At 37.8% G+C, this 18,508-nt stretch carries 17 protein-coding genes and 1 tRNA gene; 7 read left to right on the top strand and 11 right to left on the bottom strand.

Annotated features, from left to right (window positions below; all coding sequences use genetic code 11):
* Positions 1-8: 8 nt before the first annotated feature.
* From ABMA72_RS06835 to rsgA, 4 genes are all read right to left on the bottom strand, one after another.
* The gene (locus tag ABMA72_RS06835) at positions 9-752 is read right to left on the bottom strand and encodes a hypothetical protein (protein ID WP_392857340.1); all 744 of its coding nucleotides are present in this window, start codon (positions 750-752) and stop codon (positions 9-11) included.
* 19 nt (positions 753-771) lie between these two features.
* Complete coding sequence (locus tag ABMA72_RS06840) at positions 772-1,860, bottom strand: hypothetical protein (protein ID WP_392857342.1); 1,089 nt, start codon at positions 1,858-1,860, stop codon at positions 772-774.
* 45 nt (positions 1,861-1,905) lie between these two features.
* The gene (locus ABMA72_RS06845) at positions 1,906-2,367 is read right to left on the bottom strand and encodes a PilZ domain-containing protein (RefSeq protein WP_392857345.1); all 462 of its coding nucleotides are present in this window, start codon (positions 2,365-2,367) and stop codon (positions 1,906-1,908) included.
* A gap of 133 nt (positions 2,368-2,500) precedes the next feature.
* Positions 2,501-3,487 (bottom strand): ribosome small subunit-dependent GTPase A, encoded by a 987-nt coding sequence (rsgA, locus tag ABMA72_RS06850; RefSeq protein ID WP_393056621.1) that lies wholly within the window; start codon positions 3,485-3,487, stop codon positions 2,501-2,503.
* A 115-nt stretch (positions 3,488-3,602) separates the two neighbouring features.
* Here rsgA and ABMA72_RS06855 point away from each other — a divergent pair.
* From ABMA72_RS06855 to ABMA72_RS06865, 3 genes are all read left to right on the top strand, one after another.
* Positions 3,603-3,679, top strand: a tRNA-Arg gene (locus tag ABMA72_RS06855).
* Positions 3,680-3,697: 18 nt separating this feature from the next.
* The gene (locus ABMA72_RS06860) at positions 3,698-4,336 is read left to right on the top strand and encodes a hypothetical protein (protein ID WP_393056623.1); all 639 of its coding nucleotides are present in this window, start codon (positions 3,698-3,700) and stop codon (positions 4,334-4,336) included.
* Positions 4,337-4,418: 82 nt separating this feature from the next.
* A complete protein-coding gene (locus ABMA72_RS06865; protein ID WP_392857351.1) occupies positions 4,419-4,790 on the top strand; it encodes a hypothetical protein in 372 nt (123 codons plus the stop codon).
* A gap of 18 nt (positions 4,791-4,808) precedes the next feature.
* Here ABMA72_RS06865 and ABMA72_RS06870 read toward each other — a convergent pair whose 3' ends face one another.
* The 5 genes from ABMA72_RS06870 to ABMA72_RS06890 form a co-directional block, all read right to left on the bottom strand.
* Positions 4,809-7,115: a hypothetical protein gene (locus ABMA72_RS06870; RefSeq protein WP_393056625.1), complete on the bottom strand. Its 2,307-nt coding sequence runs from the start codon at positions 7,113-7,115 to the stop codon at positions 4,809-4,811.
* A gap of 127 nt (positions 7,116-7,242) precedes the next feature.
* Entirely contained in the window at positions 7,243-7,974 is a 732-nt protein-coding gene (locus ABMA72_RS06875; RefSeq protein WP_392857356.1) for a tRNA-uridine aminocarboxypropyltransferase, read from the bottom strand.
* Positions 7,975-7,977: 3 nt separating this feature from the next.
* A complete protein-coding gene (locus ABMA72_RS06880) occupies positions 7,978-8,310 on the bottom strand; it encodes an arsenate reductase family protein (protein WP_392857359.1) in 333 nt (110 codons plus the stop codon).
* The gene (locus ABMA72_RS06885) at positions 8,307-8,948 is read right to left on the bottom strand and encodes a class I SAM-dependent methyltransferase (RefSeq protein ID WP_392857360.1); all 642 of its coding nucleotides are present in this window, start codon (positions 8,946-8,948) and stop codon (positions 8,307-8,309) included. The genes ABMA72_RS06880 and ABMA72_RS06885 overlap by 4 nt, the downstream gene beginning before the upstream one ends.
* A 12-nt stretch (positions 8,949-8,960) precedes the next feature.
* On the bottom strand, positions 8,961-9,602 hold the full coding sequence (locus ABMA72_RS06890; RefSeq protein ID WP_393056627.1) for a YkgJ family cysteine cluster protein: 642 nt from the start codon (positions 9,600-9,602) through the stop codon (positions 8,961-8,963).
* Positions 9,603-9,870: 268 nt separating this feature from the next.
* Here ABMA72_RS06890 and ABMA72_RS06895 point away from each other — a divergent pair, with 268 nt between their 5' ends.
* The 4 genes from ABMA72_RS06895 to ABMA72_RS06910 are packed head-to-tail and all read left to right on the top strand — an operon-like array spanning position 9,871 to position 16,038.
* Positions 9,871-11,355: a TolC family protein gene (locus ABMA72_RS06895; RefSeq protein ID WP_392857364.1), complete on the top strand. Its 1,485-nt coding sequence runs from the start codon at positions 9,871-9,873 to the stop codon at positions 11,353-11,355.
* On the top strand, positions 11,352-14,549 hold the full coding sequence (locus ABMA72_RS06900) for an efflux RND transporter permease subunit (RefSeq protein WP_393056629.1): 3,198 nt from the start codon (positions 11,352-11,354) through the stop codon (positions 14,547-14,549). The genes ABMA72_RS06895 and ABMA72_RS06900 overlap by 4 nt, the downstream gene beginning before the upstream one ends.
* Entirely contained in the window at positions 14,549-15,157 is a 609-nt protein-coding gene (locus ABMA72_RS06905) for a TetR/AcrR family transcriptional regulator (protein WP_392857369.1), read from the top strand. Before ABMA72_RS06900 ends, ABMA72_RS06905 begins: the two co-directional genes overlap by 1 nt.
* A 32-nt stretch (positions 15,158-15,189) precedes the next feature.
* On the top strand, positions 15,190-16,038 hold the full coding sequence (locus ABMA72_RS06910; RefSeq protein ID WP_392857371.1) for a class II glutamine amidotransferase: 849 nt from the start codon (positions 15,190-15,192) through the stop codon (positions 16,036-16,038).
* Here the strand turns inward: ABMA72_RS06910 and ABMA72_RS06915 are convergent.
* Together ABMA72_RS06915 and ABMA72_RS06920 are read right to left on the bottom strand one after the other, a co-directional pair.
* Positions 16,031-17,461, bottom strand: a complete 1,431-nt coding sequence (locus ABMA72_RS06915; protein WP_392857374.1) for a hypothetical protein — start codon at positions 17,459-17,461, stop codon at positions 16,031-16,033. The genes ABMA72_RS06910 and ABMA72_RS06915 overlap by 8 nt on opposite strands.
* The gene (locus tag ABMA72_RS06920) at positions 17,458-18,366 is read right to left on the bottom strand and encodes a YihY/virulence factor BrkB family protein (RefSeq protein ID WP_392857376.1); all 909 of its coding nucleotides are present in this window, start codon (positions 18,364-18,366) and stop codon (positions 17,458-17,460) included. Before ABMA72_RS06920 ends, ABMA72_RS06915 begins: the two co-directional genes overlap by 4 nt.
* Positions 18,367-18,508: the final 142 nt, after the last annotated feature.

Raw genomic sequence — 18,508 nt, forward strand, 5'->3', positions numbered from 1 at the left:
ATTACTCCTTAATAATTGATATATTTAAAGCGTCCCTTTATAAAGTCTGGGCGTTTTTTATGAGAATAGACACGACGTCTTTTTACACCTGAGCTTAGATATTGATCTAAGTAGAAATTCTCTTCTGAAGACAACTCTCCTTTAGGTGTATAATAAGTTAAATAGCGATAGTCGACAAAGTAAGCACCTTCAAAATTAACACTGGCCTCTTTAAGCGCAGCTTTTACTTCATTGTCTTTAAGACATAGAGAAACAAATACAGGCCTTCCTTCTAGCATTGATTGTGAAGACATGAGTTTCTTCAGTTGGGCCATATTATCGCGGTAGCTATCAAACCAAATGATATTAACTTGCGAAAACTTTGGTTGTTTTAAATAACCACCAGTGGCGGTAACAAAGTCGTTAGCACTAAAGAAGATTTGCTCAACTTCTTTTAAAGTTGGACTTCTCTCCATATTTTGAGCACGCTCTAAGTACAAGCGATTAAAAGCAAATTGAATTTGAGAAGCACTTTGGTGATCAATTGAGAAGCTATCCATAAGGTTTAAAATATTCAAATACCTCATGTCACTTGTGCGTTTACACTGCCCTTCACCTGAGAAATTTCTCCACTCAGGAAGAATTGGAAGCATATAAACAGCGGCACCAGAATCGCGGTAGTACTCATCTGTTTGCACTCTTTTGTACTCGCGATCAACGGCCGTCGTACAAGAAAGAAGTGCTAATATGAATACGATATAAAGTAGTCTCAATATAAAACCTAGTTTTCAATTATTGCTTAGAAAAATATTTTAACATATTTTCTTTAATTTCTTCTAACGCCATCTCATGAAGAGAATAGAATCCCTCTTCATCACTCGTTAGACCTTTTACCTTACTAGACTCAACACTCACGCCTTGATCGACGCAAATACGGTCGCAGGCAAGAGTTTTAAGCTGTTCAGCACCACCCAGTAGATCACTTCCCTCGATCGTTACAAATAAACCTTTACGATCTAAGAGCTTATCGACAGATGAAACAACAGCGCTGTTATAAATCATAAGCCTTGGCTTCGGCTCAGCAGGCGTCGGAGTCTTTGCCTTAATATGTGGCTCAAGAGCTCTCCACTGCATAATCTTTTCTTCGAATTCTCTTTTCTCATCGTCAAATTGCTGGCGATCCTTCGCTAAAAGGTCACTAAATTGAGAAATTTCATCTTTATATTCTTTAACTTGTGCTGAAGTTAGGTTTCCAAATGGAACTTCTTCAGAAGTGATAATCTGTAGGGTCTTAGTTAGATCTTCAAGATAGTCTTCTTTTATTAAACTTAGAAGCTTAAGGTTTTCAACTCCTGTTCCTACTAAGCACAGGTTTCTCGCGGCCTTAATAGCAGAAAGAGATGCTTCGTGCTCACTGTGATAAGTGATTCTTTCATCATCAGCAAGAGCAAGTTCATTTAAAGCATGAACTTGAGCGGCACCCATTGGGTTTGCCATCGTTAATTCGTTTGAATAGCAAATGAAGTCAAAGTCCTCAAAAGACTCAATTGAATTCTTAAGGGAATCAAGAACATCCTTACCAAGCTTTTCAAAGATCTCAGGGTTCTCTAGTTTTTGGCGCTCAATTTCAGGTGTTGCATCTACCTTAAACACAACACGAAAAGTATCGGCCACGCGAGAGCGATTTTCTAAAACAGAAGATGGTGCAAGGAAGCGTTTATGAACACGAATTACCTCCACATTACGATGGGCAATTTCTCGAAATCCCTCAAGGGATTCACTTGGAATTTGACCAATAATCTTAACGTGGACACCTAAGTCTTCAAAAAAACGATAAGCGGCAAGGGCCTGCTTATCACTACCTAAAATCGCGATTTTCATGGCCCGATCTTATAAGCTTAAAGGCTTAATGACAATTAGATACCATTAAATAAAAAGAGATTTCATCTCTCCATTATCCACTACTGAGTACTCAGAGAATGTATAAATGAAGTTGATAAATTGCTCCATGGCCTTGAATGAGTGCATCGACTTATCGAACTCACAACCATATTGCATATAAGTGACACCGTCGGCACCTTCAACTAGTGCACTGTGACGAATATTAACGATAACAGGGATATATGATCCTTTTGTGAAGTAGAATTTAAGCTTTAGCTCATCCCCTTCCTTAAGCTTTGCATCTGTCTTATCTGTCCACGGAACATTAAATGATAGTCCATCGTGAGAGATATCAACCATATTGATTGCATAAGAATATCCATCTGACTCAATTACCGAGTAAGCTCCCATAAAGTTATTAAAGCAAATACGCTCAAAGCTTCTACGCTTCTTCTCGATATTCTCTTCTCTCTTTGCTTGGAAGTTAATTACTTTGTTATCAGACATTATTACCCCTTATTACAGATATTTTAGCTGTCTGACTTATCGTCAAAAGAGCAGAAATCATGAGGTAAATAAGAGATAAATCTCGCGCTAGGCAAGAAGGTCCAAATGTTAAAAACTAAATAAAATTGAACACTTAGCGGTATTTCTTCTTTTTCTGCCAAAATGGCGTCGAAGAAATTTCAGAGTGAATAAGCTGATAGCTTTCAAGCCTTGAGTGAACCATGAGCCCCTCTTCAGTCTCTGGATCGTATTCCTCAGAATAGAAGGCACAACCTCGGTTCTCTGGCTCGTGGTTACAATTTGAAAATTGGCAGTGGCGAGCAATCTCTTCAAGATCAGGAAAAAGCTCCAACAAGTCGTCTGGATCAATATCATCAAGAGAGAACGAACGAATTCCTGGAGAATCAATAAGATAGAAGTCACCAAGATCGACAATTTCTGACCAAGTTGTCGTATGTGAACCTTTACCTACTTTTCCAACCTGCTTCGTCTTAAGCTCGACTTCTCCCTCTGAGAGACATGAAATCGTTTGCGACTTTCCTACCCCAGACTGGCCAACGAAAAGAGCTGTCTTCCCCTTAAGGGCCTCTCTGAACTCACTCATTCCACCCTTTAGGTATTGAGTCTCGTAATATTTATCCAGAGCGCAGATCTCAAAATACTTAACCCCTAGCTCTTTAAGGCGTAGAACTTCGTATTGAATATCAAATTCATCAGGATCGTATTGATCCATTTTATTGAAAACAACAATGGGCTCCACTCCCCACTGGAAGGCACGCACAAGAAAGCGATCAATAATCCCACGCTTAAACCTAGGCCTTGCAGCACTCGAGAGAATCACAAGGTAGTCACAATTAGCGGCCGTTACCTTGCGTTTTGAAGTTCTCACTAGAATTCGAAAGATTTCATTGTGACGAGGCATGGCCTCCTTGATGATAAATTCGCCTGTTTCAGCTATCGTATCTAAATAAACATTATCGCCAACGACCAGAGTTTCCCCCTTCTTAAGAAGATTCCCAAGCGCCGTGGCCTTGACTACTTCTTTAGTTTCGTCGATGAGGCAATCGAAGTCGCGTTGGTGCGAGCGAATAATTTTAGCTTTTAGTACGTTATCTGACATAGAATTCCACTGTGTAAACTTTCTATAAACTTTACCATCTCTTCAACATTTTTACATCTTATATTGACAAATGTGGCGTGTGCCATTATTTTAACTGAACACAAAGTCCAAGTACGCACTCGTAGCTCAGCTGGATAGAGCATCCGCCTTCTAAGCGGACGGTCTCAGGTTCGAATCCTGACGAGTGCGCCATTTTCTCAACGACTTTCTATGAAACAACAATCTCTTAAATTTACAATTATCGTGGGCAGCTTCTGGATGCTTATCATGGGTATTATAAACCTTGTGTTTAAGCCTTATGGAATTGATTATAATTCAGGCTGGGCCCCGACATCAGCTTTCTTCATTGCCAGTGCTCTGATCTTTAATTACATCACAAGTTCAATAAAAATATCTAAAGAGCATATAAGGTCTTACTTGGCTGTGTGTATCACCTTTTTAGCAATGGCCGTTTCAATTAATTACTTATTTCCTATTTCATTGATTAAGAGATTTGAAATTATTAATTCAGAAATTCTCTTTCCACTTTTTAATTGGAATGTTTTTATTTCGAAGTCTGCGGATATTATCTTTCAACAGCTACTAATTAATATTCTAATTGAACACTATCTGAAAATTTATAACCGAAGAGATAGTGTGAAATACTTTGGGATTTTTTTCGCTATCATTCACTTTCCTCTATTTTATATTTTTGGAATGAATGCCCTTTACTTCATCCTGCCATCAATTGCAGGAGGACTGCTCTTTGCTTACCTCATTTCTTATTTCTATCGTGGCTACCTTCTATCCCTTGGTTTTCACTTCGCATTTTATTTAGCCTTAGGTCTATTTTTAAGATATTTAAATTAATTTAATCGTCTAAACTATTTAATTTACTTAAATAAAACTTTGACAGTTAAAGGAATTTTCATGAGCTGACGATAAGTAGGACATGAAACGAATCACTCTAGCGCTACTTTCAATTTCCTTCCTGGCCTCGTGCTCACCTAGCTATCACGTAGCATATGATGTGGATACATGTGTGAAGGAAGTAGATAATCGCTATGCCGGGACAAACCGTTCCCCAAGTTCAATCTACAGAGTTGATGACGTGACAATAAATCAAAAGAGCAAAGAGCCAGAGATCAAGGTAAGCTCGTGGTCTCACTCCCAATGGTTTTACCAAGGTAAGAAACCACACTACTTTTTCAAAGATACAAAATTATTTTCTTATCAGGAAGTTGATTGTCCAAAGAGATTCGGTGAAGAATATCGTAAGAAGAATCTTGGTATAGATAAGCGAATCAAAAAGATCGACCTGTAGTCGACCTTTTTAAAATCCTTATTCAATTCGTTTTAATAATCTATCGTAAGCTGTTTTCTTATAACGAACAGAGATTGCTTTCCAAATATCAACATTTGAATCTTCAATAATCTCACCTTCGCCGTCTTCATCCATAGCAGCAATCGCATCCTCATTTGCTGCAAATTCTGAATTCTTTTGAAGCGCGTATTGATCAGCACCACTCTCACCAAAGTCAAACTTAAATCCACCATTCTTAGCAGCACCAGCTGCATCAAGACCTTCTCCACCTTTAGCATCAACAGCTAGGCCATCTTGTAATTCCTCTTCATCTTCATTCTCATCAAAGCTTGAACCTTGATTTGGTTGAGAAAGATATGGCAGAGCTGACATAAGTCCACTTGAACCACCAGCTCTCTTGTTTAAGTTTCCAAACTTCCTACCAAATGAAGCAAGTAAACTCTTAGCTACAGGTTTCTTCTTATTTGCCTTTTGTGCGCGCTCAAGTGTTTTCTTCATAACAGCATTTGCTTTCTTATTAAGAGCATTAGCAGATGAACCAAGAGCATCGAATGCCTCTTGCGTTGTAGGTGAAACAGAAGTTGTATCTTGAATACCATTAGCTGCATTAACAAGTGATCCCACTAAACTATCTGGCATCTTAAATCCAGCAGCGTTTAATTTATCAGTTCCACTTACAATATACTTCTTCGCATTTGGACACGCTTTAGAACCATTATTTGTCGCAATCTTAGGAAGGCCACCAATACACTCAAACTTCTCACCAATTTGTTGAGGCGTATAAGCACTTAACATTGTCGTCTTCTTCTGCATTGTTTTTGCTTGGGCACTTGTTACAGAATCAGCAGATCTAAACTTCGCTAAAATTGCATCAATCTTATCGATATTTTTTTGAATTGCATCTGCTTCCTTATCCATTGCTTTCGATGAAGCTAAAGAAGTCCCACTCATTGCAAGCCATAGAGTTCCTCTTTTCATACTTGAAAGCATAAACGTATCCATTGCTGTTCCAACAGGTAGTTTATAAGCAGCAATCAATCCACCAAGGGCCCCTATAAGGCTTCCATAACCAGCGTGAGCTTTATTAATAAGCAGTTTAAGAATCGATGCATAGAAACCAGCTTTAGTACTTGGTTTTATTTCTGATACCTTATCAATCCCTTTCGATTGACCTGAATTTTTTACTGTTTCTTTTGTATGCATTAAACATGCAGACTCAAGAGTTGCCTTCGTACCAACAAGTGCTCCATTAGCTGTTTGAATTGTTGCATAGGCAGCTTTTAACTTAACAAGAAGTGCTGCAGCAGCTGCGGCGCCAGGCCCTGTTGCAGCGGCTGCTTTAGCAGTAGCCTTAATCTTAGCTTCACACTCTTTTATTTGAGTAGCGGCGTAAGTATCTCCACCTAAAGTACATGTTTGTTTACTTGATTCTTTCGTCGTAATCAGCTCCGTTAAGAGAGTATATTGAGTAGCTGATTCTCCTGGCTGTAATTTTAAAGCCTCAATACTTTCGGTTGTTACTGCAGTAGCCTCACATGCTACCATTGGAGCTTTAGCACCTGCCGCCGTTGAATTGAAACACGCGGCTGCACCACCTTCTAGGGCCATAATTGTTTTCGCTCTAGCGTTTACGGCCGCAGCACATGCTTGTGCCTGAATTTGCTCGCCATTGCCTTGAACAAATGCGATCCCAGAAGCTACAGCAAATGCCGCGGCAGCTGCCTTTTGATATTTTGACTTATCTTCGGCCGTTCCTTTAATTTCTTCTAGAGCAGCTTTTTCTTCTTCAAGCATCTGCTTTTGAGAAACATCAATTTGCCCGTCTTCATCAAGACCTTCATATTCAATTCGATCCTTACGATCTTTAAGTGACTCGTTTTGCTTAAAGGCACTCATCACTTCATTTAGTAATAAGATACCTGCACCTAGAGCTGCTGCATATACGTCATAAGGCTTACTTGGTTTAAAGAAAAGCCAGATCTTTGCAACTAAGAAAGCGATTGTAAGCATAATAAGAGGTGCAAAAAGTTGATTACTGAAGATTCCAAGTAGTCCCCCTCCACCTTCTTCCTTAGTGTAGGTCCCACTATTTTGCTGACGCTTACGGGCCATACTATCGCTATCAGATTCTTGAGCATTCTTTAACTTGAATGACCCATCCCCTGACATCGAACGATCTTCTTTAGGAAGTGTACTTTGTGCCATGGCCTGCTGGCCTGTGATATTAAAACGCGCCTGCTCGATATTGATGGCAATATTGAGGTTGATCATCGTGAAGATGATGGTCGCCGTTAATAATTTATTGAGTACGTTTAAGCTTCTCATAAGAATCCCTCTTTAATAATTTATATTTTATTATAGGGCCTTAAGAGTTCCTAAAAAAGCCGGAACTTAAGTGCATTCTCTTTAATATTAAACACTTAGCTATATCTATTGATGCCAAAAAAATGGGTTATTTGAGAATAAAAGAGCGGTTTTTCTTCTCTCTTACCAGAGCGACTCTCTGCTTATCCATTTTTCGTCCACGATATGTCGGAACATTGGGATCTGAGGCGATATCGATTTGTTTTTGAACCATGGCCTTGAACGCATCAATCATCGAATCTTCATTACCATCGAGATCTTCAACTCCATATTTCCCGAGTTCTTTGATTAACACATGAACAGACTCAACAGTTGAAAGGGCCTGCTTATGGGGTTGGTGCTTAATGAGAAACGCTGATTCCTTGTCAGATGAAAATGAAATTCGAGGAAGTTCGTTAATATTTGTCGATAACTTCATCATCTTCTTAGCACACGGCCAAGTTCCATCAATGACAAAAATCAAAGGGACTTTATTCTTTAGTAATTCCACTTCGTCACTTGAAGGTGCAGAAATATTAAGTGCGTCTTCACCTGGGTAAAGAACCATTGGATAGTATCTTTCATCATTTAAAAGATCATTTACCTTCTTATCATTAGTAAAATCAATTCCCATGATTAATTCACTATTTGCTAATCCAGTATGAGTAATTCGACCTGTTCCGAGTTTCTCTTTCTTCGCTTCCATTGGATGAATCAGAATCACAATCTTTGAGCGAATTTGAGAAGTCTTAATTAGGCTGCATACACAAAGTGTTTTGGGCCTAGAGCAGCCCATACACTTTATGCGATATGAATTTGTATCTTTTAAATCTTTAAGCATAAATTAGAATAACTGATCCCACTCTTCTTGTGTGAATCCTCTAAGAGTTTTCTTACCTTTTTCAAGAATAGGTCTTTTGATTGCAGATGAGTTTTCAATTAAAAGAGAAATTTGTTTTGCTTTTGTAGCACCTTCAAATTCTTCTTTAATCTTTCTAAAAGTTGGACCGCGCTTATTTGCAGGAAGCTCACCAAACGCCTCATCCCATCTCTTTAGATCATCTTTTGTTGGAGGTGTTTTCTTATAATCAATGAACTCATAAGTTGCACCTTTTGCTTCAAGGTACTTAAGAGCTTTTTTTACAGTATCACAATTTTTAATTCCGTAAATTTTCATGATAAATCCTTTTTTAAAATAACAACTTGGCGACTCAAGATCTCTAAGCTCGCCCCTAGTTCCTTAGCAATATAGCTAAAGACTGCTTCGTTGTAAAAACCTACATGAGTCTCATCACGCAGATACCACCAGTTTGAAAACTTCTCTTTATCTTCAGGGATAAAGTAAGTCATCACTCCGAGGTGTCCACCAGGTTTCACGAGATCCCAGCACTTCTTAATATCTTTTGCTGGTTCGTAGAAATGTTCCCAAACTTCTGTTGAAGTAACAAAGTCGTACTGCTTTTCTAATAACTCAGGTTTGTTGGCGTAATAAATATCGTAGTCTTCAACATGATGACCACGCTTCTTCATTTCTTTAGAAATTGTAGGCCCTGGGCCACAACCAAAATCTAGGCCATAACTATTTTCAGATAGTCTTTCACTCAACGGTAAAATAAGTCGATTTAAGAAATCAACGTAACCCTGATCTTCACTATTATTCTCATGAGTATCATAGCGAGATTTTTCAATATCACTTGAAAGTAGTTTAGTGCGATCCTTAAAAACATAAGAGCAGTTCTTACATTCAAAGTAGTCACTACCTAATGTATTGGCATACAGATGAATTGAGTTACTATGACATAATGGACAGTGCATGAAGTATTTTTATTACATCGCACCACTAATGAAAAGCTCTTTTAGCCTTTTAAAGCTATTCTTTTTGAAGTTCTTCTTCATTGATTTAGATAATTTTTGTTCCCCAAATTTATTTAGAGACTCGACAAGCATTAAAGGTAATGCCCCACCTTTTGAGCTTAGATTAAAGGCGGCTATTGTCACAAAGTCGGCCTTACTTGTTTTTAATATCCTAATGGTCTTGTACTCACCATTTGACGTATCACAATGTCTGGCATCACTTATGACATAATTTGAACGACAAACACTTGGACGGTCAGAATAAACTCGACATGCACCCTTATCATCTAAGAAGACACAGCCTCTTTGTTCATATGGAATTGCAAACCATGCAGCAGAATCATTACCAGCAGCAAATTGTGTTGCCAATGAATCGATATCAATCCTTATTCCATCTTCTAATATACGAGTTGCCAAAAGTTCCGCCTCGTCTTGATTTACCGACACCTGAGTATGGCAGCAGGCCGAACACCCTTTGCGACATGAAATCATGGATTCAGCAGTAGGATCTGACTTAGCTTCATTAGTAAATTGATCAACTAGTTCATGAGATAGTTGGGCCCTTTCAACAGGATTTGCCCTTTTCTGAAGACGATTGTAGAGAGCAAGATACAACTCTCTAAACTCATTTAGTTGTGAGTATTTCTTAAAAGTTTCAAGTGCTCTTTGTGGATAATTCAGCTCGACCTCCGGTCACGGCTTACTCTCAAATACCATTATATCTCACTCTCAAACTATATCTTGGCGATAGGCAACAATGTTCATTTATAAAGAGAAACCGTTCGGCCATAAAAATGTTTGGCACATAAACCAAACTGTAGTAAATTTCAAACAAGCGTTTGAATCAAACAATCGTTTGAACATATAAGGGAGTAATTTAATTATGAACAAGTACTTACGCCACGGACTTAAATTCTCTGTCCTCATGGTACTAATCACTGGCACTTCGTATAGTTGGGCCAATTCTCTTCCCGTCATGCTCAATGAAGATCAACTCATTCAGTGGGCCGAGGAAGAAAACTTTAACCAGTTAAGAATCTCTTTAGAGGAGCTTGCTAAGAAACAAGAAAGAGCAATGTATGATGAAAACTTTGGTTTCAAATTAGATGCTCAAGCTAATTACCAAGAAACCAAAGAGAAATCTTTTGCACAATTCATTCCTGTAACCTCCCCTCTAGCAGACTTCCAAATGAAATTAAGTAAGAATTCTAAATACGGACTTTCTTACGGAGTCATGGTTAATTCAAACCAGTACTCAAATAATTTCGTTAAGGATGGAACGACTTCTTCTGCTGGAGCCTTTCTAGCTCTAGATATCTACAAAGACTTCCTTGGTTCGACTTCAAGAGCACAGGATGCAAGCCTTATGGTGCAAGAAGAAATTGCTAAGAGACAAAGAACTATTTCTTCTCATGCCTTTGTTCAAGAAGTAAGAAAGCTATATTGGAAGATCGTTGCTAATAATGAATCGACTAAGATTGCCAAGGCCCTTTTAAAAACAACAAAGGAGCTACAAAAAGATACAAGAAAGCGTTACCGCAGCAATATTGCAGACAAGGGTGATCTTTCACGTATTAGCTCTCAAGTAGAGGCCAGAAATGGGCAGCTTTATCTTTTAGAATTTGAAAGAAATGAGCTTTTAAAAACACTAAAGTCTCTGTTCCCACAAAAGCTTGGTGGAAAAACTGTTCAACTAGCAGCGTATAACCTCGATCGTACAGTTGATGATGTAATGGGATGCACACAAACAATTGCACAACACTCATCATCACTACCACTTGAGTACACAGAATATGATGAAGTATTAGGACTTCTTCAAAAAGACTTAGAGCTTTCTCAAAAAGTTAATAATAACTATGATAAGTCGGATCTAAAACTAACAACTCAATTCGAAGTTGTTGGAAAAGAGTATAGCTATTCAAACAGCTTCCAAGAGCTGACTGATAATGGAGACAATCGCTTCTCAGTTGGTATTCAATGGACAATGCCGATTGGTGGAGAAAAAGATAAGACTAGAGAGATCCAAGACCAGATCATCAAACGTCAAAATCTTGCACAAGCTCAAGAAGTAAAAGGTAAGCTTGATGCCTTCCATGCCCAAACTCTTAGATCAGTACTAACTCTACAAAATGTTATTAGAGCACAAAAGAGAAACGAAGTTCATTTAAGAGATACTTTAAAAGATTCAAAGAGAAAGTTTAAACAAGCACGTGTGACGTCACAAGACCTACTTATTGATGAGAACCAGCTTCTAAACTCAAATCTTGATGAAATCAGCACAAAGTATCAAGTAATAGAAACTATTATTAATTACTTCACAGTTTTTAACCAAACACCGTGTAAGTTAAATAGAAGAGCGAAACTATGAATCAATTATCGAAATTCTTTATAGAGAATCATAAGTTTACAATTGTTGTAACGTTTTTCCTTTTAATCTATGGATTAATGGGACTTAATAAAATGACGTCTGAGTCATACCCTACCGTTTCATTTGCAACAGCTGTTGTAACAACTGTATACGACGGTGCTTCGGCAAATGATATCGAGATTAAAATTACCAAGCCAATAGAAGATGAAATTAGAACTGTTTCAGGTGTGAAAGATGTTAAGTCAACTTCACAAGCAGGGCTTTCAAAAATTATCATTCGTGTCGATATGGATAATGTCGACAGTGTTGATGATGTTATGAGTGATCTTCAAAAAGCAGTTGACCGAGTATCAGATCTTCCACAAGACCTTCAAGATGCTCCACTTTTCCAAGAGATTAACTCGGATGAAATTCCAGTATATCAAATTGCACTAGTTGGCCCTAATACGATTCGTGAAAGAGATGAAGTTGCAGATATCTTAAAAGAAGATATTGAAGACATTAAGGCCGTAAAAGGTGTTACTCTTGATGGTTTTGCTAAGAGAAAATTTGAGATTATTCTCGATTTACAAAAACTTGAAAGACAGCATATTGGTATTGACGAGGTATTAAATAAGCTACGCCTTAGAAATGTAAACGTTCCTGGTGGAACTTTAAAAACTGTTGATGATCAAAAGCTTGTTCGTATTGAAGCGAAAGTTAGAGATGTTCAAGAACTTAAAAATATTCTAATCCGTTCAAACTTTTCAGGAGCTAATATCTTCCTAGAAGACGTTGCTCAAGTAATTGATGGGAAAGAAGAGAAGAAAGTCATCACATCATATAATGGTGAAGAAGCAACACTCATTACGATCTCAAAAAAATCAGGTGAAGACACTATTGCCATGGTTGAAGAGATTAAAGCTCACATGGAGAAGTTTGAAAAACGTTATCCAGAGTATAAATTCTACGTCTACAATAACGAAGAACTTAAAGTTGTTAACAAACTAGAAGTCCTAGCTTCAAACGCTGTATCAGGACTACTTCTTGTTATTTTCTTCTTATTCATCTTCCTACCAGGACGTATTGGACTACTTGCTAGTATGTCGCTACCACTTGCAGTATTTGGAACACTTGGTTTCATGCCAGACTATGGACTTACACTGAATGCCATGACTGTTCTAGCTCTTGTAATTGCGCTAGGTATGCTTGTTGATAATAGTGTTGTTATCAGTGAGAACTTCACACGTCTAATGAATGAAGAAGGATATAGTGCAAAAGAAGCTGCCCTTTCAAGTGTTAAGTCTCTGTGGCTTCCAATTACTGGTACGGCAATGACGACAATTGCGGCCTTTATTCCGATGCTTGTAACAAAAGGAATCATGGGGCAATTCATCATGGCCATTCCTATTATTGTGACAATGTCCCTTATTCTTTCTCTAGTTGAATCATTCTTCCTATTACCAATGAGACTTGCAAAGTACTCAGGTTCAGCGAAGAAAACTGGAGCAGAGAAGAAGGCCGATTGGTTTACAAAATTTCAAACGAAGTTTGAATCTCTTATGAGAGTTGCGATTAGACATCGTTATATCTCTGCATTTTTCTTCACAAGTATTATCATTGGTTCTCTTGTTTTCATGGCCGTTGGTAATAAGTTCATCCTCTTCCCAGCTGACCAAACAGAAATCTATCTTTCTCGTTTTGAAGCAAAGAGAGGAACACCAGTTGAGATGACAGAAGAGTATATGCTTGAAGTAAGTCGCAAGATCAAAGAAAAGATTGGAGACCAAGCTAAGCATATCGTAGGATTTGCCGGAAAGGCTGCCATTGGTTTCTCTGACCCTAAAGACAAAGAAGGTAATAACGTTGGCCTTCTATTCATTTACGTAAACGATTACGCTAAGTTTAATATTGCTGAAACGCAAATGCTTAAGAAGCTACGTGAGATTAAAATCCCAGAGCTTAAGTCGTTAACATTCGAATCTCAAGTTAACGGCCCGCCTGTTGGTGAAGATATTCAAGGTACTTTTAGAGCAAATAGCTTTGAGCAGCTTGATGCTATTATCGGAGAGATTTCAGCAGAGCTTGGAAAGATCGATGGTATTCTCGATCTTAAGACAGACGATGTTTATGGAGACGAAGAAGTTTACGTTGATATCGACTACGTTCGTGCAGATCAATTAGGTGTTTCAGCATCACAAATTGGTACGGCCATTAGGGCAGCTATTGCAGGTAGTATTGCAAGTACAGTGACACTAGATAATAAGGACGTTGACCTAGAAGTGCGTTTTAAGAAAGCACTAAGAGGAAAGCCAAATGATATCCTTAATATTCAAGTCATGGATAATCGTGGAAACCTTATTCCATTGAAGTCACTTGCTAAGATTCGTAAAGAAAATGGGACACCAAATGTAAAACGTTATGACTTCAAAAGGTCTAAAACATTAATTGGTTCTGTTGATAATATTAACGCTACATCTGCCATGGCCAACTTTAAGCTTAAGCAAATCTTTGACAAGGTATCTTCTAAGTACCCAGGTGTTTCACTTCGTTTTGGTGGGGCAGCAGAGAGTACGAAAGAGTCTCTTGAATCACTAGCACAAGCAGGGGTCCTAGCGGTTATTGCAATCTTTGCAATTCTCGTATTCCTATTTAAGAGTTTTCTACGTCCAATGATTATTATGATGACAATTCCTCTTGGATTCATCGGTTTCTCAATTGCCTTTGCAACACCGATTCTAAGTGGTTATCCAGATCGTTCACGTCCGATCAGCTTCCTTGCCCTAATTGGGATTATTGGTCTAGCTGGTATCATCGTAAACTCTGGTATTGTCCTTATCAGCTTCATTGATGAGCTTAGAGCAGAAGGGAAACTTAGTTTAAATGAGATCCTTGTAAAAGCTTCAGGACTAAGGCTAAGAGCCGTACTTGTAACATCTCTTACAACAGTATCAGGACTTCTACCTACTGCTTACGGAATTGGTGGATCAGATGCCATGCTTGTTCCAATGACAATGTCGATGGCCTGGGGCCTTACATCAGGGACAATAATGACTCTGATCTTTATTCCTTGTGCCTATGCGATTATCGAGGATTTCGTTGAGTTCACAGATAAGATTGCAAATAAAATTTTTAAAAGAGATGCTGCTAGTGCTTCAAATAATGAAGATGAAGCACCTACTGAGATCGTGGAAACGAAAGAGGTAGAAGCATAATGAGCAAAACAACAAGAGATTTAATATTAGCAACTGCGAGTCGGCTATTTGCCGACCGCGGTTATGATAATACCTCAATTCGTGACATCGCCAAGGAAGCAGATGCGAATGTTTCGGCCATCAATTACCACTTTAAGTCGAAGGCCGGGCTTTATGCAGAAGTATTAAATGAAAATGTTTTACGTATGCGTGAAAAGTTAGACGAGATTAAAGGTAAGATTACTTCAACAGAAGACCTGGCCATTGAAATCTACAAGTACTTCATGGATGAAAGTAATACCTTCTTTAATTCCATGAAACTCTTTCTTATGAATACACTACCGCTCGATGAAGCAATTATGCCTCCAACGTGTCTTGAGGAACCAATGGGCCCTCCTGGGACGCATGTTTTAATGGAGCTCATTCAGAAAGAAATTGATTACACTGGTGATGAAGAGAAGCTTATTTGGGCCGCCAGAAATATCATGCATAATATCATTATTATTTCTCTTGTTGCCCAGTCTTCTTTTATAAAACTCATGAAAGAAAAGGTCTGCAACTTCTCTGAAGAGGAAAAAATTGAGTCTATCAAAAGAAATGTTCGTTCAACTTTAAATTTTATTAGATAAAACCGATCAGACACATAGAAGGAATATTTTCTATGTGTCGATTATTTGGATTTAGATCAGTTATATTAAGTCAAGTTCACCAAAGCCTTGTTCAAGCAGACAATGCCCTTGAGGTTCAAAGCCGAGAGCACCCACATGGTTGGGGTGTTGCCTATTATGTGAGAAACTCTCCCCATATCATTAAATCGACTTGTGCAGCCCTTGAGGATAAGATCTTTAAAAAAGTATCAGGTGTTGTCTCATCGCAAACTGTCCTTGGGCATATCCGTAAAGCGACGGTTGGGGAAACAAATATCCTAAACACTCACCCATTTCAGTATGGCCATTGGACTTTTGCACACAATGGAAATATTAAAAACTTTGATGAATGTCGTGATAAGATCCTAGAGCATATCCCTGAATATTTTCAGAAATTTATTCTAGGAACAACTGACAGTGAAGTTCTCTTCTACTTTCTCCTTTCAAAGATCTCAAAAGAGATCAATTTAAGTGAAGAAGAAATTGATATCGAATTTGTCACAAATATTATCAACAGTGCGATTAATGAGCTCATTGAAATTATTGGAGATCTCAACTTTGATCCCAAAGCACCACCAACAGATAATTTTATTTCATTTATCCTAACAAATGGGAACCTAATGCTGGCCTTTAATGGCGGTAAAAAGCTCTTTTATTCAACTTACAAGAATAAATGTCTCGATCGCGATACTTGTAGTAGCTTCTCTCCAGAGTGTGAGGCGCCAACACAAACAGGATTCGTCAATCACCTGATCTTTTCAAGTGAGCCACTATCGGGAGATAATATCTGGATTGATCTAAAACCAATGGAGATCATGGGAGTTGATTTTAAGATGAGATTATTTAATAAGAATCTTAAATAGCTCGATAGAACTTACCTGAGTTTAGATACTCATGGTAATCATCCATTTTATAGACTTTCATTTTACAGATTGAATAATCATAAATAACAGATTGAAGCATTTGTGGGTTTAGACGAGATGAAGCAAACGCTTCCCACAATGCCTTATACTCATTTCCGTCAATAGTTTCATCGGCAAAAAGGATATGACAAATGGCCAAGTATTTTAGCTTTGAGTCCTCCTTCTTTATCCCTTTAAAAACTCTTTCAATATAGTTCTTATTTAAGAAACCATTTATTTTTTCAAGATCATAGCGATCGTTTAGAACGAGGTTGATGATCAGAAGAATCTCCTCCTCAACAACTTTTCCAGATAAGATCTCATCAATACCTTCAACGATCTCTTTTTTTCGTCCAGATTTAATAAAGTCCGCGAAGGTTGTTAACCTATTCTCATCTAACCTTAGAAAGTGTTTGGCAAATGTTAAAAATAACATATTGGCCATATCATAGAGCGGTTTTTGATCATGCCACACTTTACGAATGAATGAACGATTCTTCTTAAAGACAGTCGGGACTTGAATTAAAACACTGAATAACCAAAAGACTTGCTCAATATTATTAACAATAAAATTTTCATCGTAGTGTTCAAAGAACCACTTCTCTTCTTTTTCCGTTAACTCGTGATCTGCAAGTAGGACAATGAGAGAGATAAATGGTGAAACAACTTCCCAGCTGTCATCATGAAACTCTCCAAGGTGCATCTTCTTAACAACTGATTTCACAGCTGCAATTTCTTTCTTATTTACCTCTCCATCAGATTTCACGGCCTCCACAACCTCACTTCTCATTTTTAGAATTTCTTCCTTTGAGTAAGCGTTTACGGCCAAGACATTTTTTATATCAAATGAATGGATCGGAACCTTCGGCATATGTCCGCTAATGTGACGTAAGATCTTTCTTAAGCTTTCAAACTCGGCTTGATCGAGAATACCGTCATTTGAATATGAGATCATTAATGAAAACAAAAGCGCATTAGAATAATCTCTTAGGCCCGCTTGATTAAAATATTGAGTGCGATAAAAGCTATCTCTAATATATTCAAGATCAGACTCTTCGATCTCTAGATGTTCATAGGCTTCACGTAAAATATGAGGTGCCTTCTTATTTCTTATCTTAGTGCTAAAGATATCAAATAGACGAAAGAAGACCTGCTTCTTTTCTTCATAGCTAAACTTAGCATTCATATACTTAAATGAACTCTTCCAACGATTAAAAAATGATTGATCATTATCGATATCGCTAATAAGTTTTTCTACTTGATTATATGAACTAAAAGACCATGAGTAGAAATAAGCAAAGAAGTTCTTACGAAGTACCTTATCAATATGTAAGTCTTCACATATCTCATGGCACATCAATAGGATGACATCTTCTTTAATCAACGCTTACCTCTTTTCTTTCCGTTGAAAATCTTTATCTTCGGAACATACGTATAACAGGCCCCTAAATAAAAGGAACATATAATATAATAAACCCAAATCATCGCCACGAGTAGGTTATAAAAACTTCCGTAATCACTAACTAAATCATCTTTAAAATACTTAAGATAAACCCAATAAGTCGACTTCCCAATGAAGAAGCACATAACGAAGACACATGCTCCACAAAGAGCATCTTTATAACTTACCTTGATTTGCGCTGAAACCTTATAGACAAGAGCAAAGGTTGTGATGGTAAAAGGTAGTAAAAGTAATTCGATAAGGTAATAGAGTTCATTAGAATGATTGGTTATATTTGATAATAGGCCAACGATGACATTCTTTTCCATAAGAAAAGACACCACTAGAAAAAAGAGAGCTAAAACGATGCCAAAAATAGCAGACCTAAGATCGTCTTGAATCATCCCACCGTCGATATCGACTTTTGAAAGAGTGTTAATTCCAAAAATAAATGAGGTGCTAATCCCTAGACAGGCAAAGAACCAGAGTCCTAGTTGGTGCCAATCGACAAATGAGCCCTTCACCTGCTCTTCAACCAAATGCTTAATTGCATTTAAAACAGACGTATCGATTTGTGGAAAATTAGAGAAGATCATAGAGATAATATGTTCTTTGGCCGTATCACTATCACCTAAGTAAGCACCAATAATAGAAATTAAGATCATGATGGCCGGGCCAAAACTTAAGATGGTAAAGAACGTTGTCGCCCCAGCAAGAACCTCGCCCTTTCTCTTCTTAAATAAGAAAATAGAAGCAATTAAGCGAAGTACGAATGTCTTACAAAATTCAAGAAAGTCTTTTTCAATTTTGTCAGGATCGAGCCTAACGGCGTTCATATACTTTTTCATTTTCTATTCAGGTACGAATACCCGACTCCCCATCTCTACTTTTCATCGATTCCTATATATATTCATCGGTTATAAATCCCTGAATTTTAGTCTGTTCATTCTTTTTTTTAGCGCAATTTTAAGTACCTATGAAAATCAGCCG

Source organism: Halobacteriovorax sp. CON-3, from assembly GCF_043196995.1.
In the GTDB taxonomy this organism is placed as follows: domain Bacteria; phylum Bdellovibrionota; class Bacteriovoracia; order Bacteriovoracales; family Bacteriovoracaceae; genus Halobacteriovorax_A.